Consider the following 20,984-nt stretch of genomic DNA (forward strand, 5'->3'; position numbering starts at 1 on the left):
TACAACTCCTGTGTGGGGTTCGGCCGCTGAACGCGCATGCGCCGAGTTGGCTGCATGAGTGCCGCGCGCATGCCGTGCTCCCGCGCAGGCGGGAGCCTAGAGTCGAGAGTGCGGTCCTTTGCCGCCCTGGACTCCCGCCTTCGGAGTCCACGCGAAGTAGTACTTCGTGGGGTGCCCCTGCGCGGGAGCACGGTGGCGCTTGCGTCCGCCCTCATCCTCTCCGGCTGCGCCACCCAGGTGTCATCCGCGGTGAGCACCGGCGCCACGTCGCCCGGCTTCCTCCCCGGGCTGTGGCACGGCTTCATCTTTCCGATTGCCTGGGTGCTGTCGCTCTTCATGCCGGAGGTCGCAGTGTACGCGGTGCCCAACAACGGCGGCTGGTACGATTTCGGCTACTTCCTCGGCATCGTCGTGTTCGGCGTCGGCGCACGCAAGACGCGGACCGTCTACGTGACCAGGCGGGTGCGGTCGTGAGCTGGCAGGCGCTCATCATGTACGGCGTTGCGGCTGCCTTCATCCTGCTCGGCGCCGGGCTGCTGCTGGCACTCGCCCGGCCCCGCAGCGAAGGACAGGTCTACGCGTTCCGCATGATCGGGATCATGGCGCTGTCGGGCGGCGTGGTGCTCGCGATGAGCGCGACCTTCCTGTGGCAGTGGAGTGCGGCGCGGTGATCGCCGGTGCCGCTTTCGCCCTCTTCTTCCTATATAAATTCTAACTGACGTACGGAGTAGCTCGCATGCCCCTTCTTCAAGCATCCAAGCAGTACAAGCCGTTCGAATACCCCTGGGCGTTCGAGTTCTGGAAGCGTCAGCAGCAGGTCCACTGGCTGCCCGAGGAAGTGCCGCTGGGCGAGGACTGCCGCGACTGGGCGCAGAAGCTCAGCGATCACGAGCGCAACCTGCTGACCCAGATCTTCCGCTTCTTCACCCAGGCCGACGTCGAGGTGCAGGACTGCTACCACGAGAAGTACGGCCGCGTGTTCAAGCCGACCGAGATCAAGATGATGCTGACCGCGTTCAGCAACATGGAGACGGTCCACATCGCGGCGTACAGCCACCTGCTCGACACGATCGGCATGCCCGAGAGCGAGTATGGCGCGTTCCTCGAGTACAGCGAGCTCAAGGACAAGCACGACTACCTCCAGAACTTTGGTGTCGATTCGGACGAGGATATCGCCCGCACGCTCGCGATGTTCGGCGGCTTTACGGAAGGCGTGCAGCTGTTCGCGTCATTCGCGATGCTGATGAACTTCCCGCGCTTCAACAAGATGAAGGGCATGGGCCAGATCGTCAGCTGGTCGGTGCGCGACGAGAGCCTGCACTGCGAGGGGATCACCCGCCTGTTCCACGCCTTCACCAAGGAGCGGAACTGCCTGACCAAGGCGGTCAAGGACGACATTGCCGACGTCTGCCAGACGACCATCCGCCTGGAGGACAATTTCATCGACCTCGCGTTCGAGATGGGGCCGGTCAACGGCATGACGCCCAAGGAGATCAAGAAGTACATCCGCTACATCGCCGACTGGCGGCTGTCGCAGCTGGGCCTGAAGCCGATCTACATGATCGACGAGCATCCGCTCCCCTGGCTGACGCCGCTGCTGAACGGGGTCGAGCACGCCAACTTCTTTGAGCAGCGCGCGACCGAGTATTCGAAGGCGGCGACGCGCGGGCAGTGGAACGACGTCTGGGACAGCTTCGACAAGCGCCGCAAGGCAAAGGCGGCGCCGGCGGCGAACGAGGACGCCGACACCGGCGGCGACATGTTCGCCTCCGCCGGAGTTGCCGCGGAGTAGGCGTGATCGGGTGGGGGCGCGCCGGCGACCTCACCCCACTCGCACCGGTGCGGGCGACGTGTTAGCGGTGGCGCCATGGTCCTGACCGCCGCCGCCGCCGCCCGCGAGATCCTGGTCCGCCTCCACGACGTGATGGCGGCCCGCACCAGCGCGCAGGCGAAGCTGAACGCGGTGACGGAGATCGTCGCCGACGGGCTGACCAGCGAGGTCGCCTCCATCTACCTCCTGCGCGAGGGCGTACTGGAACTCTACGCGACTCACGGCCTTGACCAGGCGGCGGTCCACGTCACCACGCTGGCGCTGGGCGAGGGGCTGGTCGGCACGATCGCCCAGAACGTCGAAACGCTGAACCTGGACGAAGCGGCGGCGCACCCCGATTTCGCCTATCGGCCGGAAACGGGCGAGGACAAGTTCCACAGCTTCGCGGGCGTGCCCATCATTCGCCGCGAGCGGGCGGTGGGCGTGCTCGCCGTCCAGCATGCCGAGCCGCGCCGCTACGCCGATATCGAGATCGAGGCGCTGCAGACCGTCGCCATGGTGCTCTCGGAGCTGATCGCGAACGCCGGGCTGGTCGACTCCGCGGCGGTCGCGACCACCCGCACGCAATCGACCGCCACCGCGCGCGTCGCCGGGTTCCGGCTGGTCGACGGCATGGGAGCGGGCGTCGCCGTCTACCACCAGCCGCGCATCCATATCGAGCACACCGTCGCCGAGGATACGGAGGCCGAGCGCCGCCGCGTCTACACGGCGTTCGACAAGATGCGCGACCAGATCGAGCGCATGCAGCAGCAGGCCGAGTTCGGGGTCGGCGGCGAGCACGACGAGATCCTCGAGATGTACAAGATGTTCGCGTACGACGAGGGCTGGTCGCGGCGGATCAACGAGGCGATCGACAGCGGCCTGACCGCGGAGGCTGCGATCGAGCGGGTGCAGCAGCGCACCCGGATGCGGATGCGCGAGATCGACGATCCGCTGCTGCGCGACCGGATGCACGACCTGGAGGACCTGTCCAACCGGCTGATCCGGATCGTGTCGGGCAGGCTCGGCACCGCGGCGCAGATCGGGCTGCGCGAGGACTCCATCCTCATCGCCAAGAACCTCGGGCCCGCCGAGCTGCTCGAGTACGACCGCCGTCGCCTGAAGGGCGTGGTGCTGGAGGAAGGGTCGCTAACCGCCCACGTCACCATTGTCGCACGCGCGATGGGCGTGCCGGTGCTCGGCCGCGCCAAGGACATCAAGCGCCAGGTGGCGGAGGGCGATCCGCTGCTGCTCGACGTCACGTCCGAAACGCTGTTCGTCCGCCCGACACAGGCGATGGAGGAGGCGTTCGAGACCAAGCTCGCGCTGTCCCAGAAGCGCCGCGCGGCATTTAACGCGCTTCGCACGGAGCCGCCGGTAACGGCCGACGGGCACCGCGTGACCGTGATGGTCAACGCCGGCCTGCGCGACGATGTGGCCGCGGTCGAACTGACCGGCGCCGACGGCATCGGGCTGTTCCGCACCGAGTTCCAGTTCCTGGTCTCCGCCACGCTCCCCGCGCGCGAACGGCAGCAGCGGCTGTACCGCGACGTGCTGGACGCGGCCGGCGACAAGCCGGTGGTGTTCCGCACCGTCGACATCGGCGGTGACAAAGCGCTCCCCTACCTCGACCATGACGAGGCGGGCGAGGAGGAGAACCCGGCGATGGGCTGGCGCGCGCTCAGGCTCGCGCTGGAGCGCGAAGGCCTGATGAAGGCGCAGGCGCGCGCGCTGATCGAGGCGGGTGCGGGCCGGACGCTCAACGTCATGTTCCCGATGGTCAGCGAGCCCTGGGAGTTTGACGAGGCGCGCGCGATCTTCGAGACGCAGCGCGCCTGGCTCGCCGATCGCGGACGCAAGCTGCCCAACCAGATCCGCTACGGCGCGATGCTGGAGGTGCCGGCGCTCGCCGAGGTGCTCGACCTGCTGCTGCCGCGGCTCGACTTCCTGTCGATCGGCACCAACGACTTGACCCAGTTCCTGTTCGCCGCGGACCGGGCGCATCCCAAGCTCGCGGTTCGCTACGACTGGCTGAGCCCGTCGATCCTGCGCTTCCTTGCGCGGGTGACCGCGCCGGCGCGGGCGGCCGGCGTTCCGCTTGCGGTCTGCGGCGAGATGGGGGGCCGGCCGCTGGAGGCGCTGGCGCTGATCGGGCTCGGGATCGACCGCCTGTCGATCACCCCGGCTGCGGTCGGACCGATCAAGGCAATGGTGCGCACGCTCGATCGCGCGGCAATCACCGCCGCGATGGCGGGTTGGCTCGCAGACCCACCGGCCGACCTGCGCGGCACGCTGACCGCCTGGGCGGCCGCGGCGGGGGTCGAACTGGACTGATCATGGGCCAGGAAGTGTGCGCCCTGCGTTGACAGGAGTCCGCGCACGGTGGGACACGGGATCACGGCCGAGTGGCACCGGCCGCCCGGCGGAAGGAATGAGCGAGTGAACGACGGCGCAGGCGACAACGCGACTTCCCCGCCCCACGGGCCGGGCGCCCGCCTGCGCGCCGCACGCGAGTCCGCGGGCCTGAGCATCGGCGACATCGCCGGGCGCACCCGCATCCCGCAGCGCCATCTGGAATCGATCGAGGGCGGGGCCTATGCCGCGCTTCCCTCCACCACCTATGCGGTCGGGTTCGCGCGCGCCTATGCCCGCGCCGTCGGCATCGACGATGCCAGCATTGCCGCCGACGTACGCCGCGAACTGGCGGTGACCGCGCCCGAGCGCCACGTGACCATCCCGGTCTACGAGGTCGAGGATCCCTCTCGCACCCCGCCGCGCGGGATCGTGTGGGGCGGCGTGATCGTCGCGCTGCTGCTGATCGTCGGCGTGGCGCTGTGGTACGGGACCGACTTGTTCCGCGGCGGCGCGCCCGCCGAGCCCGCGGTCGCGAGCGAGCAGGCGGTGGTGCCGGTGCCTGCCCCTGCCGCCAGCCCGACCCCGGTCGCGGGCGGCCAGGTCAGCCTCACCGCGACCGATGAAGTCTGGGTGCGGATCTACGATGCGGCGGACACTACGCTGCTGCTGAAGACGATGGCAGCGGGCGAACGCTATGACGTGCCGCCGGGCGCCAACGATCCCATGATCAACGTCGGTCGCCCTGACCAGCTGCGCGTCACCGTCAACGGATCGGCCGTGCCCCCGCTCGGCGACGGGCGGGTCGCGATCAAGGACGTGAAGATCAGTGCCGCCGCGTTGCTCGCGCGCGGAGCGGCCGGGGGGACGCCGGCACCGACGCCTACCCCGACGCCTACCGCGAGCGGTACCGTTCCGCCGGCGTTCAACTGAGCGGGGTAGAACGGGTGATCCGGGACGCCTGTTCGGGTTCCCGCCAAACGTGCAATGGAGGGCCCCGGAACGACACCGGGGGTGGCATATGCGTAAAGTGATAATGGTCGCGCTGGTCGCGACGGCGGCGATGTGGACGGTGCCGGTCGCGGCGCAAAGCGCGATCGAGCCGCGGGTCGACAAGCTGGAGCGCGAAATGCGCGCGGTGCAGCGCAAGGTCTTTCCAGGCGGTGCCGGGCAGACGCTGGAGCCGCAGATCACCGCCCCGCCGGTCGAGACCGCCGTGCCCGGCGTGCCCGCGGGCGGCGCACTGACCGACCTCACCGCGCGGGTCAGCGCGCTGGAAGCGAGCGTGCGCAGCGTCACCGGGCAGGTTGAGCAGGCGAACTTCCGGGTTCGTCAGCTTGAGGAAGCGTTCAACGCCTACAAGGCCGCCACCGACACCCGGCTGAAGGCGCTGGAAGGCGCCGGCGTTGCCGTCGCATCGACGCCCGACGCACTGCCCGGTCAGGTCGCCGCGTCCGGCGACACCGCGCCGCCGCCGCGCGCACCCACGGTCCGCCCGACCCGGTCCGCACCAAGCGAGATCGACGCCGATCTGCCGCGCGCCGGGACCAGCGGCGCCCGCGCGACGGAGGTCGCAGCGGTGGCGCGGCCGGACACCGGCGATCCCGCGGAGGACGGCTACACCTATGGCTATCGGCTGTGGGAGGCGAAGCTGTACCCGGAGGCGCAGGCGGCGCTGAAAAGCGTGGCGGAGCGCTATCCCAAGCATCGCCGGGCGAGCTACGCGCAGAACCTGCTCGGTCGCGCCTATCTGGACGAGGGCAAGCCGAGTCTTGCCAGTCTCGCCTTTTACGACAGCTACAAGAAGTTTCCGGACGGCGCGCGCGCGCCGGACAGCCTCTACTATCTCGCCCAGTCGTTGGTGCGGCTGAAGAAGCCCGCCGCCGACGTCTGCAAGGTCTATGGCGAGCTGACCGAGGTCTACGGCGACAAGCTCACCGCCACCATGAAGGTCGACGTCGAGAAGGGCCGTGCCGCGCAGAAGTGCGGCTGAGCCGGAGCTGATTCCACCGGCGCTGGTGGAACGGTTCCGCGCCGACTGGCACGCGATGACCGGCGCGATGATCGACCATGTCGTCGTCGCCTTTTCCGGTGGGCCGGACAGCACGGCGCTGCTGCTGCTCGCACGAGCCGCGCTCGGTGACCGCTGCCGCGCCGCCACCGTCGATCACGCGCTCAGGCCCGAGTCGGCCGCCGAGGCCGAGGCCGCGCATGCCTTTTGCCAGAACCGCGGCATTCCTCACGCGATCCTGTCCGGCCCGTTGCCGGCCCGCGCCAAGGGATCGGCGAACCTCTCCGCCCGGGCTCGCGCGCTGCGGCTGTCGCTACTGGAGGCGCACCGGCGGGAAGTCGGGGCGCAGTGGATCGCGACAGCACACCACGCCGACGATCAACTCGAAACGATAGTCATGCGACTCAATCGCGGCTCCGGGGTGGCGGGGCTGGCGGGCATTCGGGTGACCAATGGACGGCTGATCCGCCCGGTCATCGAGTGGCGGCGGCACGAGCTGCTGGCGATCGTCGAGGCAGCGGGGCTGGACGTCGTCGCCGATCCGACCAACGACGACGACCGCTATGACCGGGCACGGCTTCGCAAGCTCCTGGCGGTCAGCGACCTGCTCGACGCCGACCGGGTCGCGCAATCCGCCCGGGCGCTCGGCCGGGCGGACGAGGCGCTGGAGTTCTGCGCCGACATGCTGGCCGGCGTCCTGATCGAGCAGGTGGGCGGACAGGTGGTGCTTGCCACCGATCGGCTTCCCGACGAGCTGTTGCGGCGCCTGACGCTGCGCTCCCTGCGGCTGATCGACCGCCACGTCGCGCCGCGCAGCGATCGCTTCAACAGCTTCGTTGATCGCCTGGACGCCGACCTCGCTGCCACCCTGTCGGGGGTCAAGGGATCCGTCTCGCACGGCGAGCGCGGTCGGCTGTTCCACTTCGCCCCCGCGCCGCCGCGCCGGACGGAGGGCGAGACGCCCTGAATCGGTGCGAACGGGGCAACTCGTTCCATTGCCATTAACCTGGGTGCTCCTATCTTGCGGGCGCAAGAAAGGTTCACGACTCGCATGAACGACGACAACAAGCAGCCGAGCGGCCCCGGCGGCAATCCCTGGATGAAGAGCCTGCTGATCTGGGTCGGCATCCTGCTCGCCCTGGCGCTGTTCGTCACCATGTTCGACAGCCGCACGACGACCGGGAGCGGCAACACGATCGCCTATTCGAGCTTCCTCGACAAGGTGAACGAGGGCACCGTGCGGGAGGTGAACGTCAGCCGTGAGATCATCTCGGGCACGCTGACCTCCGGCGAGAAGTTCCGCACCTATCCGATCGCCGATCCGACGCTGGTTCCGACGCTTCGTGAGAAGGGCGTGACCATCGCCGCGCGGCCGGAGGAGGGCAGCTCGATCTGGCTAGTGCTGCTTTACCAGTCGCTGCCATTCCTGCTCTTCCTCGGCATCGCCTTCTTTGTGCTGCGTCAAATGCAGAAGAACTCGGGCGCGGGCGGCGCGATGGGATTCGGCAAGTCTCGCGCCAAGATGCTGACCCAGAAGGAAGGTCGCGTGACCTTCGACGACGTCGCCGGCATCGACGAGGCACGCGAGGAGCTGGAGGAAGTCGTCGAGTTCCTGAAGGATCCGACCAAGTTCGCTAGGCTCGGCGGCAAGATCCCGAAGGGCGCGCTGCTGGTCGGGTCACCCGGCACCGGCAAAACGCTGCTCGCCCGCGCGATCGCGGGTGAGGCTGGCGTGCCGTTCTTCACCATTTCCGGTTCCGACTTCGTCGAAATGTTCGTCGGCGTCGGCGCCAGCCGCGTCCGTGACATGTTCGAGCAGGCCAAGAAGTCGGCGCCGTGCATCGTCTTCATCGACGAGATCGACGCGGTCGGCCGGCACCGCGGCGCAGGCCTCGGCAACGGCAACGACGAGCGCGAGCAGACGCTGAACCAGCTGCTGGTCGAGATGGATGGGTTCGAGGCGAACGAGGGCATCATCATCGTCGCCGCGACCAACCGCCCCGACGTGCTCGACCCCGCGCTGCTGCGTCCGGGTCGCTTCGACCGCCAGGTCGTGGTGCCGCGCCCCGACATCGAGGGCCGCATCAAGATCCTGCAGGTTCACATGAAGAAGGTGCCGCTGGCACCGGACGTCGACGCGCGCGTGATCGCTCGCGGCACGCCCGGCTTCTCGGGCGCGGACCTCGCCAACCTGGTCAACGAGGCGGCGCTGATGGCGGCGCGCAAGTCCAAGCGGCTGGTGGCGATGGCCGAGTTCGAGCAGGCCAAGGACAAGGTCATGATGGGCGCCGAGCGGCGTTCCATGGTGATGACCGAGGACGAGAAGCGGATGACCGCGTACCATGAGGCGGGCCACGCGATCGTCTCCATTCACGAGCCGGCGTCCGACCCGATCCACAAGGCGACGATCATCCCGCGCGGCCGCGCGCTCGGCATGGTGATGCGCCTGCCGGAGCGGGACAGCTACAGCTACCACCGTGACAAGATGTACGCGAACCTGGCGGTGTCGATGGGCGGGCGCGTCGCGGAGGAGATCATCTTCGGCTACGACAAGGTCTCGTCCGGCGCGTCCGGCGACATCCAGTACGCGACTGGCCTGGCCCGCGACATGATCACGAAGTGGGGCATGTCGGACAAGGTCGGCCCGGTCGAGTACGCTCAGCCGGAGGGCGAGAGCTTCCTCGGCTACTCGGCGACGCAGCCGCGCCATATGTCGAACGAGACGGCGCAGCTGATCGACGCGGAAATCCGCGCGACCGTTGAAGGGGGGCTGACGCGCGCGCGGACCGTGCTGACCGAGCACATTGACCAGCTGCACACGCTGGCCGGCGCGCTGCTCGAGTACGAGACGCTGACGGGTGATGAGATCAAGCGGCTGATCGCCGGCGAGGACATCGACCGGCCGGAGCCTGGCGCCAACGTCCGACCGGTCGGCGCCGCGGGAACCTCCATCCCCAAGACGCGGCGGCCCAAGGGGCCCTTCGGCACCCCCGCCCCGCAGGGCGCCTGAAAGGGGAGGCGCTCCGACCAGGCGGTCGGGGCGCCTTCTTGCTTCAGGGGACTGGCGCATGACCGAGCCGGCACCCGCGGCGGTCGCGATCGTCGCGTGCAGCGACCTGGCGGCGAGCGAAGCCTTCTACGCGCGGCTCGGCTTCACGGTCGCATCGCGCTATCCGGCGCACGGCTATCTGATCCTCGCCAACGCGGACGGCGCCTCACTTCACCTGACGCTCGCGCCGTCCGGCTGGCTAGACCCCGCGCGCAATCCGTTCGGCGTGTACCTCTATGCCAGCGACGTCGACACACTTGCAGCCGCAGTGGGAGCATCGGTCGAGCACAAGCCGTGGGGCCTGCGCGAGTTCGCCGTCTCCGACCCCGACGGCACGCTGATCCGGGTCGGCTGGCCCAGTTGAGGCGCGTCGCTCAGAACAGTTCGTCGAGCAGCAGGTGGAAGCGCAGCTTGCGCTCGTTTAGCCGGTCAATCCCGTACCGCGCGAGGAACCGCTGCTGCAGGTCCGAGCCGAACTCGCCGAGGCAGTTCCACATCACGGCGAGGTCCTGATAGCGGTCGGCGATGCCCAGCCGGCCAACGTCGATGCAGCCGGTCACGGCTTCGTCCTGCAACAGGATGTTGTCTAGCGAATAGTCGCCGTGGGTCACCACGAGATCGGGCACGAGAGGCAGGAGCTCATCCAGCGCGTCCCAGACCTGCTCGGCGCTCCAGCCCTCCCGCTCCTCATCGAAGTCGTCCTCGTCGACCAGCCCGGCGTTGATCCGCGCGCGGGCGAGCAGGAGCCGGCGCGCGTGATCGCTGATGAAGGTACAGGCGTGGACCGGCACGGCGTGAAGGCGGACAAGCAGGTCGGCGAGGGCATCGACCACGGCGGCCGCCTCGCCCCCTCCCGTCTCAAGCAGTTGGTACGCTGTCCGGCCGGGCAGCGCCGTCGTGAGTAGCCAGGCTTCATCCGCCGAGGTTGCAAATCGCACGACTGCGGGCGCCGGCAGGTGCGCCGCGAGCCATCGCAGGCGCACGGCCTCGTCCACCACATCGTCGGCGGTCGGCCCGGCACCGTGCTTCAGGTACAGCTCGGGTGCGCCCGCCCGGCCGTGCAATCGGTAGACCGCCGCACCGGACTCCCCCACCCGGTCGCGCGCCCAGGCATAGCCGCCGAGCGCATCCGCCCAGCCGCCCGGCAGGCGCGCGGGAGCGCTCGCCTCCTCCCGCGTCGCGCTCACACGCTCAGTCCGCGACGCCGAGGTAGAGGAGCAGCAGGATGAACAGCGTCGACGTGATCGTCGTGAAGAACAGCAGCACCGCCGTGCGCACCAGCGCGCCGGCTCGCGACAGGCTGTAGCCGCCCTTCAGTTGGCGGTACATGTGGAACGGCGGGATCAGCAGCCATGCGATCAAGAGCAGCCCTCCGGGAACCCCGACTGCCCCGAGCACCGCGAGCGTGATGACCAGCAGCGACATGAACGACAGCGAATAGGTCGCGAACACCGCGTGGTCGTACATGCCGACCCCGCGCCGGAAGGGGAACAGCAGCCAGATGAACGGCAGCGACAGCGGGATCAGCGCCCAGCTGAACTTATAGGCGGACGTCTTGACCTTGTAGAGCAGCAGCTTCGGGTTCTCCTTGGCGTGCTGGTACTTCTCCTCGATCCAGTTGCCGCCGGCCGATCCGGGCGCGGCCTTGATGTCGGGGAGCGTCTCCTCTCCGTCCAGGCTGATCCGGGCGAGCGCCTGCTCCGCCTGCGTCGCCTCGCGCAGGCGCTGCTGCGCGCGTTGCAGACGTTTCTCGGCGGAGGTAATCGCCTCCGCGTCCGGTTCCGCCTCGGTCTGGCGCGCCTTCAGCCGCTCGGCGAGGCGCGCGACCTCCGCCTGGCCGTCCTTGCGCTCCTTGGTGATCTCGCGACGTGCCTCGTTGATGCGGGTCGCAGCGCCGGGCGTCAGCAGCTTGTCGCCGCCCCAGTCCCAACCGGGCAGGTTCGCGACCACGGCGAACATCAGGAACACGGAGAAGAGAAACAGCGCCATCGGCGACACGAACTTCGCCCGCTCGCCGTGCACGTAGCGGCGGGTGAGCTCGCCCGGACGCCAGGCGAGCATGGGGAGCGTCTTCCAGAACTTGCCCTCGAAGTGGAACACGCCGTGGAGGATGTCGTGGACGAAGGCTCCGGCGGTGCGGTGGACGTGCCCGTGCTGGCCGCAGACGTGGCAGTGCGGGCCCAGCAGGTGGGCGCCGCAGTTGGCGCAGTCGGGCGAGGCATCGTGCCCCGGCGCGTGCGTGCGCTCCGCCTCGCGCGCCAGCAGCGCGCCGGTGGCGATCATGCCCGCAGAGTCGACCGCGTCGTTCATCCCGTTCCCCCCGCGTTACATGCCGTACGGGTCGGGACAGGTCGAGCGTGTTTTGTGCACCCGCGCAGTGCTATGGTCTGCGGCATGGGTGACGAACAGGTGGACGCAGCGGCGCTGATCGCCGGCATGGGGCAGCGGGCGCGAGCGGCCGCGGGTGTGCTCGCGACCATGCCGTCGGCGGGCAAGGCCGGGGCGCTGCGCGCGGCCGCGGATGCGCTGCGCGCGGCGGAGGACGCGATCCTGGCGGCGAACGCCGAGGACATGGCGGCGGCGGAGGCGGGTGGGCTGTCCGGCGCGATGCTCGATCGGCTGCGGCTCGATCCCGCACGGGTCGCGGGCATGGCGGACGGGGTGGCGGCGATCGCAGGGCTCGACGATCCGGTCGGCACGCTGGTGTCGGAGAGCAGCCGTCCCAACGGGCTGAAGCTGCAGCGCGTCCGCGTGCCGATCGGGGTGATCGGCATCATCTACGAGAGCCGGCCCAACGTCACCGCCGACGCAGGCGCGCTTGCAGCGATGGCGGGAAATGCCGCGATCCTGCGCGGCGGGAGCGAGGCGGCGCGAAGCAACAGGGCGATCCACGGCGCGCTGGTCGCCGGACTCTCCGCGGGCGGCATGCCGGCGGACGCGGTGCAACTGGTGCCGACCACCGACCGCGCCGCGGTCGGCGCGCTGCTCGCCGCGGAGGGGCTGGTCGACCTGGTCGTGCCGCGCGGCGGCAAGGGGCTGGTCGCGCGGGTCCAGGCGGAGGCGCGCGTGCCCGTGCTCGCGCACCTCGACGGGATCAACCACGTCTTCGTCCACGCCGCGGCCGACCATGCGATGGCGCAATCCGTGGTGCTCGACGCCAAGATGCGGCGCACCGGCATCTGCGGCGCGATGGAAACGCTGCTGGTCGACCGCGCCTATCCGCACATCGCGGCGCTGGTAGCGGCGCTCGCCGCGCGTGGCTGCGCGATCCGCGGTGATGGAACGGTGCAGGCGATGGGCTACGACGCGGCGAGCGAGGCGGATTGGGACACCGAGTATCTCGATGCGATCGCCTCCGTCCGCGTGGTCGACGGCGTGGATGAGGCACTCGCGCACATCGCCGCGCATGGCTCCCACCACACCGACGCGATCGTCACCGAGGATACAGGCGTTGCCGAGCGCTTCCTGGCGCAGTGCGACTCGGCGATCGTGCTGTGGAACGCCTCAACCCAGTTCGCCGACGGGGGCGAGTTCGGGCTGGGCGCGGAGATCGGCATCGCCACCGGCCGCCTCCACGCCCGCGGCCCGGTCGCGCTGGAGGGGCTGACGACCTACAAGTGGGTCGGGCGCGGGAACGGGCAGGTGCGCGGATAACGGCGGGCGAGTCGCCCGCTTGACTCTGGAGCACACCGGAACAGAATAGGAACATTCTGGTTGTCCGAGTCGTGTCCGTGTCCCAAACCGCCGTCATTGCCAAGCTGCGCGAGGAGCTGAGCGCCATCGAAGGCCGCGGGTTTCGCCGGCGGCCGGCGCTGCCGTTCGCGCTGTCGTCGGTGGACGAGGCGCTGGCGAGCGGGGGCTTGCGGCTCGACGCGCTGCACGAGGTCGCGGGCGCGTCGGCGTCGATGGGCGATGATGCCGCCGCGACGCTGTTCCTGGCTGGGGTGGCGGCGCGCGCCTGGGGGCCGGTGCTGTGGGTGGTGCGCCGCCGCGACCTGTTCGCACCCGGGCTGATGCAGGCCGGACTCGCGCCCGAGCGGGTGATCTATGCCGAGGCGGCGGACGACGACGAGCTGCTGGCGATCATGGAGGAAGGACTGCGTCACCGCGGGCTGGGCGCGGTGATCGGCGAGGTGAAGCGCGCGGGGCTCTCCGCCACCCGCCGGCTGCAGCTGGCGGCGGAGGGCGGGCGGACAATCGCGCTGCTGCTGAAGCGCCACGGCAAGGGCGATCCGCTGGGTGCTCCGTCGGCCGCGGTGACGCGCTGGCGGGTGGCGTGCGCGCCGTCCGCGCCGCTGCCGGTCGCGGGCGTGGGCCGCGCGCGCTGGCGGCTGGAGCTCACCCGCCAGAAGGGCGGACCCGGCGGCGAATGGATCGTGGAGGCATGCGATGACACGGGTCGCTGCGCTCTTCCTGCCCAGCTGGTCGATCGACCTGCTGCGGCGGGCGGAGCCGCGTCGCGCCACGCCGCCTGAGGGCGCGCGCGCCGTCACCCTCGACGCGCTCGGCGCGAGCGCCGCCGCCGAGCAGGCGGTGCAGTGCGACGCGCCGCGCAACACCGGCTGGCGCCCCGGTGCGCGCTGGGCGCGGGAGGATGTCCAGGCCTCGATCGAGGCATTGCCGTACCACCAGCGCCCGCCGATGCGCGAGCTCGGCCGGCGCAGCGAGGCGGCGGCGCATCCGTTCCGCGCCATGCCCCCGGACGAGGGCGGGCCGGTCGTGCCCGCGCCCCCCGCCCCGACGCGCGTGCCCGCGGGCCATTGGCGCAACCCCAACGGGATGATCGATCACGCTCCCTCCCCGTTCCGCGATCTCGACCCCAACGGCGACGAGCGGGCGATGGGGGCAATCGCGCGGTGGAATGCGATGCCGGCGATCCGCTACCCGGGTGAGGGGCCGCACCCCAACAAGCTCGAGCGGATGGAGCGGCGCGGCTCCAACGATCCGCATGCCAAGCCGCCGGGCGTCGTCCCCTTCTTCGACACCGCGCGCACCACCGCCGACGTGGTCGCACGCAATTGCCCGGAGCAGGGCGCGCCGCGGGACCCCGCCCCCTTGGCCGATACCGAGCCGCCGCTGGTCACCGCGCAGAAAGTCGGCAGCCGGGTGGAGATCGCCGCCGCCTCGCCCACGGCGCTCGCGATGGGGCTCACGCCGGGGATGGCGCTCACCCAGGCGCGCGCATCCGTGCCCGACCTGGACGTGCGCGACGCCGATCCGGCGGGCGACCGCGCGGCGCTGGAGCGGCTGGCGCTAACGCTCGCACGGCGCTGGACGCCGACCGTGATGGTCGCCGACGACGCGACCCTGCTGCTCGACCTGACCGGAGTCGCGCACCTCCACGGCGGCGAAGCGCGGTTGGGGCGGCGCTTGTGCGCGCTGCTCGCCCGCCACGGCGTGGGCGCGCGGATGGCGATGGCGGACACGGCGGGCGCGGCCTGGGCGCTGGCGCATCACGGGCCCGCGGACAAGCCAGTGCAGCTCTGCCCACCAGGCGCCCATGCCGACGCGATCGCGCCGCTACCCGTCGCGGCGCTGCGGCTCGACCCGGTCGCGCGCGAACTGCTGGCACGATTAGGCATCGACCGGGTCGGGGCGCTCGCCGCCATGCCGCGCGGGCCGCTCGTGCGCCGCTTCGGCACCGCGCTGGTCCGCCGCCTGGACCAGGCGCTCGGCCGCCTGCCCGAGCCGCTGGTGCCGGTGCCCGTGCCCGAGCCGGTCGTCGTCGCGGAGCGCTTCGCCGAGCCGATCGCCACGCCCGAAGCCATCGCCGCCAGCCTCGCGCGGCTGGTGGCGAAGCTCGCCACCGCGCTCGCCGGGGTCGGTCAGGGCGCGCGCCTCCTCGAGCTCGCCGCCGACCGCGTCGACCATGCGGTGCAGCGGTTGCGGATCGGCCTCGCCCGTCCGACCCGCGAGCCCGGCCACCTCCTGCGCCTGCTCGCCCGCCGGATCGAGGAGATCGAGCCCGGCTACGGCATCGACGCGCTCACCCTCCACGTCCGCCGCGCCGACCCGCTCGGGCCGGAGGCGCTTGCGCCCGAGCTGGCGGAGGAGAGCGCGCCAGATCTGGCGCCATTGGTCGACGCGATCGCCAACCGCATCGGCGCGCACCGGCTGTGGCGCTCCGCCGCGGTCGAGAGCGACGTCCCCGAGCGTGCGGTTGCCGCTGTACCGCCGCTCGACCCGGCGGAGGCGGACGCGCCCGCGCTCAAGGCCGACGACGTCCGCCGCCTCGACGAGCGCGCGCCGACCCACCCGTGGCAGCCGCGCTGGCCCCGTCCCGCCCGGCTGCTGCGCCGCCCCGAGCAGCTCGACAACGTGGTGTCGCTGTGGCCGGACGGCGCGCCCCGCCGCTTCACCTGGCGCGGGCGCAGCTACGCGGTGGTCCGCGCCGACGGACCGGAGCGGATCGCCGGCGAATGGTGGCGCCGCCCGGCCGAGCGCGCGGGCGTACGCGATTACTTCCGGGTGGAGGACGAGGGCGGCAGCCGCTTCTGGCTCTACCGCCGCGGCGATGCGGAGCGGGCGGAGACGGGCGACCGCCGCTGGTTCCTCCACGGGTGGTTCGCGTGAGGGGGTTACTTGCCGGCCGGTATCACGCGCAGGTGTCCCTGTTCGGCATAACGGATGATCTTGTCGTCCATGGTGAGGAGCGGACACACCAAGGTACGCGCGGTTGCGATGATGATCCGATCCGCCGGATCGCCGTGCAGTTCGCCTGGCAGCGTGCCTGCATCTATCGCGATTTCGGGTTCAAGCGGGGCGATGCGGACGCGCTTGCGATTGAGCGCCAGCGTCATCCACTCGCGAAGCTCGCGACCAAGCGTCAGGCGCCCCTTACCGGCCATCATCGCGATCTCCCACGGCGTGATCGCGGATACCATCACCGCGCCATCGGATCGTTCTTGCTCTTCGGCGATCACCGCGCGCGCCTTGGGTCCGAGCCGTGGGTCATCCTGAACCGACCAGATCAGAACGTGCGTGTCGATCAGGACCAAAACAGGCCATCCCGCTTATCTGGATTGAGCGCATTCCACTCTGAAGGATCGACCGCCGGTGCGAACGGATCGTCGTACCGATATGTCGGCAACGTCGCACAACCGATCAGCGCACCGTCGTCGTGCGAAGCGCTGACCGGCGGCTGCAGCACCGCCACCGGCTTGCCGCGCTTGGTCACCGTGATCGGTTCGCCGGTCGCCTGGACCTCGTCCATCAGCTTCAGGCACTTGGCCTTGAACTCGGCGGCGCTGATGTACTTCATGGGTGCGACTCCTTGTGACCAGTTCATATAGTCACGTCGCGCCATGACGTACAGCGAGCTGCAGGTCACCACCCACTTCTCGTTCCTGCGCGGGGCGTCGAGCTGCGAGGAGCTGTTCGCGCACGCGGCGCTGATGGGCATGCCCGCACTCGGCATCGTCGATCGCAACTCGGTCGCGGGCGTGGTGCGCGCGCTCTACGCCAGCGAGCAGGTGTACAAGGATCAGGGCCTCACTGTCCGCTCGATCCCGGGCTGCCGGCTCGACCTGGTCGATGGTGCGTCGGTGCTGATCTGGCCGGAAGATCGTGACGCCTGGGGGCGCCTGACCGCGCTGCTGACCCAGGGAAAGGCGCGCGCCGACACCGCCCACGGCGAGAAAGGCCGCTGTTTTCTTCACTGGGAGGATCTGGCCGAGCGCTGCCAAGGTTTGGTAGGCGCCCTCGTCGCGGACGAGGTGCCGGACGCCCGCCGCTTGCGCTGGATGGCCGACCTGTTCGGGTCCACCCACGGCCACGTTTGCCTGACTCACCAGCGCCGCCCCGGCGATGCGCTGCGCCTGCACGAGACGGCGGAGGCTGCACACCGCCACGGCCTCACCCCGCTCGCGACCGGCGACGTGCTCTATCACCATCCCGAGCGGCGGATGCTCCAGGACGTGGTCACCGCGATCCGCCACAAGTGCACGATCGACGAGCTGGGTTTTCGGCGCGAGCGCAGCGTCGACCGCCACCTCAAGCCACCCGAGGAGATGGCGCGTCGCTTCGCCGATCACCCGCAAGCCCTGATGGCGGTGGAGGCGATCGTCGAGCGCTGCCAGTTCAGCCCGCGCCAGCTCGCCTATCAGTACCCCGACGAGATCGTGATGAGCGGCCGCACCGCGCAGGACGCGCTGGAGCGACTGTCGCGGAACGCGCTCGCCCAGCGCTTCGGCGGCGCACCGCCGCCCGCCTACGCCGAGAAGCTGGAGCACGAACTCGGGCTCGTCAGCCGTATGGGATACGCGCCCTACTTCCTCACGGTGAACTCGATCGTCAGCTACGCGCGATCGATCGACGTGCTGTGCCAGGGCCGCGGGTCGGCGGCCAATTCGGTGATCTGCTTCGTGCTCGGCATCACCTCGATCGACCCGATCAAGCACCAGCTGTTGTTCGAACGCTTCGTGTCGGAGGAGCGCCGCGAGCCGCCCGACATTGACATCGATTTCGAGCACGAGCGGCGCGAGGAAGTGATCCAATGGATCTACGAAACCTACGGCCGCGACCATGCGGCGCTGACCGCGGTTGTCAGCCGCTTCCGCACCCGCGGCGCGGTGCGCGAGGTCGGCAAGGCGCTGGGGCTGCCGGAGGACCTGACCGGGGCGCTCGCGGGTCAGGTCTGGGGCTGGTCGAGTGAGGGGGTTGGCGAGCGCGAGGTCGCGGCGCTCAACCTCAACGCCGGCGATCCCCGCATCGCGCTCACCATCGAGCTCGCCCGGGAACTGATCGGCACGCCGCGCCACCTGTCGCAGCACCCCGGCGGCTTCGTCCTCACCCGCGACCGGCTCGACAGCCTGGTCCCGATCGAGCCCGCCGCCATGCTCGACCGTCACGTGATCGAGTGGGAGAAGCTCGACATCGAGGAGCTGGGCTTCATGAAGGTCGACATCCTGGGCCTCGGCATGCTCGGCTGCATGCGCCGGGCGTTCGACCTGCTGGCGGAGCACCACGGCACCCGCCTGGGCCTCGACGACGTCGAGCTGCAGCAGGAGGACGAGGCGACCTTTGCAATGATGCGCGAGGCGGACACGCTCGGCACCTTCCAGATCGAGAGCCGCGCGCAGATGGCGATGCTGCCGCGCATGCAACCGCGCAACTTCTACGACATCGCGATCCAGGTCGCGATCGTCCGGCCGGGGCCGATCCAGGGCGACATGGTCCACCCCTATCTGAAACGGCGCGGCATGAGCCCGCGGCAGCAGGCCGCGATCGCGTACCCCAGCCCGCGGCTTAAGGACGTGCTCCAGAAGACGCTGGGCGTGCCGCTGTTCCAGGAACAGGCGATGCAGGTCGCGATCATCGGCGCGAACTTCTCTCCCGGCGAGGCGGACCAGCTCCGTCGCGCGATGGCGACGTTCAAGATGACCGGCGGCGTCGGCGAGTTCCGCGAGAAGCTGATCAACGGCATGCGCGACAACGGCATCGCGCAGGACTTCGCCGAGCGGCTGGTCAAGCAGATCGAGGGGTTCGGCTCCTACGGCTTTCCGGAGAGCCACGCCGCGTCCTTTGCCAAGATCGCGTACGCGTCCGCGTGGATGAAGTGCCACCACCCGGACGTGTTCTGCGCCGCCCTGCTCAACGCGCAGCCGATGGGCTTCTACGCGCCCGCGCAGATCGTCCGCGACGCGCGCGAGCACGGGGTGCAGGTGGAGCCGGTCTGCATCAACCGCAGCGACTGGGACACGATCCTGCTGCCGCCTGCCGCTCAAGGCCGTGCGCCGCTGCGCTTCGCCGGGACGGCCGAGGACTGGGCGCGGCTGCGGCCCTTGCGGCTCGGCATGAAGGTGGTCGGCGGGCTTGCCACAGTCGATGCCGAGGCGATCCTTGCGGCCCGCGCGCGCGGCCCGTTCGCGTCGGTGGCGGACGCATGGCGGCGTTCGGGCGTGAAGGTCGCCGCGCTGGAGCGGCTGGCGCGGGCGGATGCGTTCCGCTGCTTCGGGCACGACCGGCGTCAGGCGCTCTGGGCGGTAAAAGCGCTGGGCGAGCGCCAGCTGCCGCTGCTGGCTGGTGCCGACGGCCACGAAGAGCCGGTCACGCTCGTGCCCCTGACGGAGGGGCGCGAGGTGGTGGAGGATTACCGCGCGACGCAACTGTCGCTGCGCGCGCATCCGCTCACCTTCCTGCGCGACCGGCTGACGCTGCTGGGTGTGGTGCCCGCATCCGCGCTCGCCGACATTCCCGACGGGCGCAAGGTGGAGGTCGCGGGCGTGATCCTGGTCCGCCAGAAGCCGGGCAGCGCTAAGGGCGTGCTGTTCATCACGATCGAGGACGAGACCGGCGTCGCCAACGCGATCCTGTGGCCCGACCGATTCGAGGCGCAGCGCCGCACCGTGATGTCGGCGGCGATGATCGGCATCCAGGGCCGGGTGCAGCGCGAGGGCAAGGTGATCCACGTCATCACCGACCGGATCGTCGACTACAGCCACCTGCTGCGTGAGGTTGGGGACGCCGAGCTGCCCCGCTTCGTCAGCCGCGGCGATGGCGCCACCCACGCCGGCGCGCCCGACCGCGGCGACCCGGGCTGGGAGCCGCGGGTCAGGAGCGACTACCACCCGCCGTTCCGCACCGGCTGCGACCCCGAGGACGCCATTCCGATCAAGTCGCGCGACTTCCACTAGGCCGGCGGACCGTCGTGCGCCGGCAGCCGCCGTTTCGGACTAGCTCAGATTCGCAACCCGTCGCTGGCGTCAGCCGCCGTGATTGCGGACGATCGTCAGGAAACTGTCCGGCTCGGCATGGAGCTGCTGGAACTCCGCCGCGCTGAGCGCGACACGGCGGTAGTGCCCACCGATGTCGCCGCTGTCATATTCCAGCACGAACGACCCGCCCTCGCGCCAGGCATGCCACGCCTGACCCCACGCGTTGTCGTCATCGTTGCGTCTATCGACTGGTTTAGGGACAATCTTCTCGCCGAACACCAGCTTCATCTCACTCTCCAACCCGGCAAGAATTTAGGCCGGCGGCTGGCGGGGCCACCACAGCCGCCGGACGCCCCAGCCGGTCAAGCCACCTGCATCCAAAGCCCGTCCAGGCGCGATTTCCCGCACGCTCGGCATGCGCATCTCGCCAACTTCTTACGATGCGGTAGAGCCGATCGCCACCTTACCGCTCGCGATTCGCGGTGGCGGCGCGACCTACGCCGACGCGCACCTCAGCGGACGCCCGCGATCGCCTTGGCCGCCTCCGGTCCTGCCCAGTCGAGCTCGCCCACGACGCGGAACGCCTCGCGCCCGGCCGAATCGTAGAGGATCGTGGTGGGGAGCGTCGCGGTGACCGCGGGCGTCCACGCCATCTTGGGATCGGTGTAGGTCGCGAGCGACTTCAGCCCACGCGCGGCCACGAACGGCGCGACCTTGGCCGCATCCATGTCCTGGCTGATCGCCAGTACGTGGAGCCTGGCGCCGTCACGCGCCGCCAACCGGTCGAGCGTCGGCAGCTCGCGGATGCACGGCGCGCACCAGGTGGCCCAGAGGTTCACCAGCACCGGACGTCCGCGGAAATCGGCCAGGCGCCGCGTCTTCCCGCCCGCGTCGGCGAAGGGATGATCGGGTGCCGCCTCGCCCGCATGGCTGCGATCGATCGCGCCCGGCTTGGCGACCGGCGCGTCGGCACGGGCCTCGTCCGGCTGGACCTCGTCGGCGCTGACCGCAGCGGTCGCGTTGCCTTGCGGGGCCGGCGGCGCTGCCCTATCGCAGCCGCCAGCCGCGAGCGCGGCGCCGAGCACCAGGATAGACGCTACGCGCATG

General features: G+C 70.3%; 19 protein-coding genes. 13 read left to right on the forward strand and 6 right to left on the reverse strand.

Annotated elements, in window-relative coordinates:
• Positions 1-192 precede the first annotated feature (192 nt).
• The 9 genes from CRO12_RS04275 (at position 193) to CRO12_RS04315 (ending at position 9,586) form a co-directional block, all read left to right on the forward strand.
• Positions 193-474 (forward strand): hypothetical protein, encoded by a 282-nt coding sequence (locus tag CRO12_RS04275; RefSeq protein WP_245858203.1) that lies wholly within the window; start codon positions 193-195, stop codon positions 472-474.
• Positions 471-671 carry a hypothetical protein gene (locus tag CRO12_RS04280; protein ID WP_245858205.1) on the forward strand — a complete coding sequence of 67 codons (201 nt, stop codon included), beginning with the start codon at positions 471-473 and terminating at the stop codon, positions 669-671. The genes CRO12_RS04275 and CRO12_RS04280 overlap by 4 nt, the downstream gene beginning before the upstream one ends.
• Before the next feature lie 65 nt (positions 672-736).
• Entirely contained in the window at positions 737-1,792 is a 1,056-nt protein-coding gene (locus tag CRO12_RS04285) for a ribonucleotide-diphosphate reductase subunit beta (RefSeq protein WP_097062725.1), read from the forward strand.
• A 75-nt stretch (positions 1,793-1,867) separates the two neighbouring features.
• A complete protein-coding gene (gene ptsP / locus CRO12_RS04290; RefSeq protein WP_097062726.1) occupies positions 1,868-4,144 on the forward strand; it encodes a phosphoenolpyruvate--protein phosphotransferase in 2,277 nt (758 codons plus the stop codon).
• A gap of 105 nt (positions 4,145-4,249) precedes the next feature.
• On the forward strand, positions 4,250-5,095 hold the full coding sequence (locus CRO12_RS04295; protein WP_179640862.1) for a helix-turn-helix domain-containing protein: 846 nt from the start codon (positions 4,250-4,252) through the stop codon (positions 5,093-5,095).
• A gap of 88 nt (positions 5,096-5,183) precedes the next feature.
• Positions 5,184-6,155, forward strand: a complete 972-nt coding sequence (locus CRO12_RS04300) for a hypothetical protein (RefSeq protein ID WP_097062728.1) — start codon at positions 5,184-5,186, stop codon at positions 6,153-6,155.
• Positions 6,133-7,140: a tRNA lysidine(34) synthetase TilS gene (gene tilS, locus CRO12_RS04305; protein ID WP_097062729.1), complete on the forward strand. Its 1,008-nt coding sequence runs from the start codon at positions 6,133-6,135 to the stop codon at positions 7,138-7,140. Before CRO12_RS04300 ends, tilS begins: the two co-directional genes overlap by 23 nt.
• An 84-nt stretch (positions 7,141-7,224) precedes the next feature.
• Positions 7,225-9,183: an ATP-dependent zinc metalloprotease FtsH gene (gene ftsH / locus CRO12_RS04310; protein WP_097062730.1), complete on the forward strand. Its 1,959-nt coding sequence runs from the start codon at positions 7,225-7,227 to the stop codon at positions 9,181-9,183.
• Positions 9,184-9,241: 58 nt separating this feature from the next.
• Entirely contained in the window at positions 9,242-9,586 is a 345-nt protein-coding gene (locus tag CRO12_RS04315) for a VOC family protein (RefSeq protein ID WP_097062731.1), read from the forward strand.
• Positions 9,587-9,596: 10 nt separating this feature from the next.
• On the opposite strand, the gene CRO12_RS04320 is transcribed toward CRO12_RS04315, so the two are convergent.
• Positions 9,597-10,409, reverse strand: a complete 813-nt coding sequence (locus tag CRO12_RS04320; RefSeq protein ID WP_097062732.1) for an APH(3')-I family aminoglycoside O-phosphotransferase — start codon at positions 10,407-10,409, stop codon at positions 9,597-9,599.
• A 4-nt stretch (positions 10,410-10,413) separates the two neighbouring features.
• Positions 10,414-11,532 (reverse strand): DUF3667 domain-containing protein, encoded by a 1,119-nt coding sequence (locus tag CRO12_RS04325; RefSeq protein ID WP_097062733.1) that lies wholly within the window; start codon positions 11,530-11,532, stop codon positions 10,414-10,416.
• An 84-nt stretch (positions 11,533-11,616) separates the two neighbouring features.
• On the opposite strand from CRO12_RS04325, the gene CRO12_RS04330 reads away from it, so the two are divergent.
• The 3 genes from CRO12_RS04330 to CRO12_RS04340 all read left to right on the forward strand — a co-directional run bounded on the left by CRO12_RS04330 (position 11,617) and on the right by CRO12_RS04340 (position 15,795).
• Positions 11,617-12,876 carry a glutamate-5-semialdehyde dehydrogenase gene (locus CRO12_RS04330; protein ID WP_097063344.1) on the forward strand — a complete coding sequence of 420 codons (1,260 nt, stop codon included), beginning with the start codon at positions 11,617-11,619 and terminating at the stop codon, positions 12,874-12,876.
• A 77-nt stretch (positions 12,877-12,953) separates the two neighbouring features.
• On the forward strand, positions 12,954-13,697 hold the full coding sequence (locus tag CRO12_RS04335; RefSeq protein WP_218838853.1) for an ImuA family protein: 744 nt from the start codon (positions 12,954-12,956) through the stop codon (positions 13,695-13,697).
• Complete coding sequence (locus CRO12_RS04340; RefSeq protein WP_245858207.1) at positions 13,612-15,795, forward strand: DUF6504 family protein; 2,184 nt, start codon at positions 13,612-13,614, stop codon at positions 15,793-15,795. The genes CRO12_RS04335 and CRO12_RS04340 overlap by 86 nt, the downstream gene beginning before the upstream one ends.
• Positions 15,796-15,800: 5 nt before the next feature.
• On the opposite strand, the gene CRO12_RS04345 is transcribed toward CRO12_RS04340, so the two are convergent.
• Together CRO12_RS04345 and CRO12_RS04350 are read right to left on the reverse strand one after the other, a co-directional pair.
• On the reverse strand, positions 15,801-16,220 hold the full coding sequence (locus CRO12_RS04345; RefSeq protein ID WP_097062734.1) for a type II toxin-antitoxin system VapC family toxin: 420 nt from the start codon (positions 16,218-16,220) through the stop codon (positions 15,801-15,803).
• Complete coding sequence (locus CRO12_RS04350; RefSeq protein WP_097062735.1) at positions 16,211-16,483, reverse strand: type II toxin-antitoxin system Phd/YefM family antitoxin; 273 nt, start codon at positions 16,481-16,483, stop codon at positions 16,211-16,213. Before CRO12_RS04350 ends, CRO12_RS04345 begins: the two co-directional genes overlap by 10 nt.
• Before the next feature lie 43 nt (positions 16,484-16,526).
• Between CRO12_RS04350 and CRO12_RS04355 the strand changes: the two genes are divergently transcribed.
• On the forward strand, positions 16,527-19,856 hold the full coding sequence (locus CRO12_RS04355) for an error-prone DNA polymerase (protein ID WP_097062736.1): 3,330 nt from the start codon (positions 16,527-16,529) through the stop codon (positions 19,854-19,856).
• A 69-nt stretch (positions 19,857-19,925) separates the two neighbouring features.
• On the opposite strand, the gene CRO12_RS04360 is transcribed toward CRO12_RS04355, so the two are convergent.
• Both CRO12_RS04360 and CRO12_RS04365 read right to left on the reverse strand, forming a co-directional pair.
• Complete coding sequence (locus tag CRO12_RS04360) at positions 19,926-20,165, reverse strand: hypothetical protein (RefSeq protein WP_097062737.1); 240 nt, start codon at positions 20,163-20,165, stop codon at positions 19,926-19,928.
• A 224-nt stretch (positions 20,166-20,389) separates the two neighbouring features.
• Positions 20,390-20,983 (reverse strand): TlpA family protein disulfide reductase, encoded by a 594-nt coding sequence (locus CRO12_RS04365; RefSeq protein WP_097063347.1) that lies wholly within the window; start codon positions 20,981-20,983, stop codon positions 20,390-20,392.
• Between the last annotated feature and the right edge of the window lies 1 nt (position 20,984).

It is taken from the genome of Sphingomonas guangdongensis, from assembly GCF_900199185.1.
GTDB lineage: Bacteria > Pseudomonadota > Alphaproteobacteria > Sphingomonadales > Sphingomonadaceae > Sphingomonas > Sphingomonas guangdongensis.

Coding starts and splice junctions, on each gene's coding strand:
- CRO12_RS04365 (WP_097063347.1), bottom strand. CDS start 20,983: ATGCGCGTAGCGTCTATCCTGGTGCTCGGCGCCGCGCTCGCGGCTGGC.
- CRO12_RS04285 (WP_097062725.1), top strand. CDS start 737: ATGCCCCTTCTTCAAGCATCCAAGCAGTACAAGCCGTTCGAATACCCC.
- CRO12_RS04360 (WP_097062737.1), bottom strand. CDS start 20,165: ATGAAGCTGGTGTTCGGCGAGAAGATTGTCCCTAAACCAGTCGATAGA.
- CRO12_RS04300 (WP_097062728.1), top strand. CDS start 5,184: ATGCGTAAAGTGATAATGGTCGCGCTGGTCGCGACGGCGGCGATGTGG.
- CRO12_RS04315 (WP_097062731.1), top strand. CDS start 9,242: ATGACCGAGCCGGCACCCGCGGCGGTCGCGATCGTCGCGTGCAGCGAC.
- CRO12_RS04325 (WP_097062733.1), bottom strand. CDS start 11,532: ATGAACGACGCGGTCGACTCTGCGGGCATGATCGCCACCGGCGCGCTG.
- ftsH (WP_097062730.1), top strand. CDS start 7,225: ATGAACGACGACAACAAGCAGCCGAGCGGCCCCGGCGGCAATCCCTGG.
- ptsP (WP_097062726.1), top strand. CDS start 1,868: ATGGTCCTGACCGCCGCCGCCGCCGCCCGCGAGATCCTGGTCCGCCTC.
- CRO12_RS04340 (WP_245858207.1), top strand. CDS start 13,612: ATGACACGGGTCGCTGCGCTCTTCCTGCCCAGCTGGTCGATCGACCTG.
- CRO12_RS04355 (WP_097062736.1), top strand. CDS start 16,527: ATGACGTACAGCGAGCTGCAGGTCACCACCCACTTCTCGTTCCTGCGC.
- CRO12_RS04350 (WP_097062735.1), bottom strand. CDS start 16,483: ATGAAGTACATCAGCGCCGCCGAGTTCAAGGCCAAGTGCCTGAAGCTG.
- CRO12_RS04330 (WP_097063344.1), top strand. CDS start 11,617: ATGGGTGACGAACAGGTGGACGCAGCGGCGCTGATCGCCGGCATGGGG.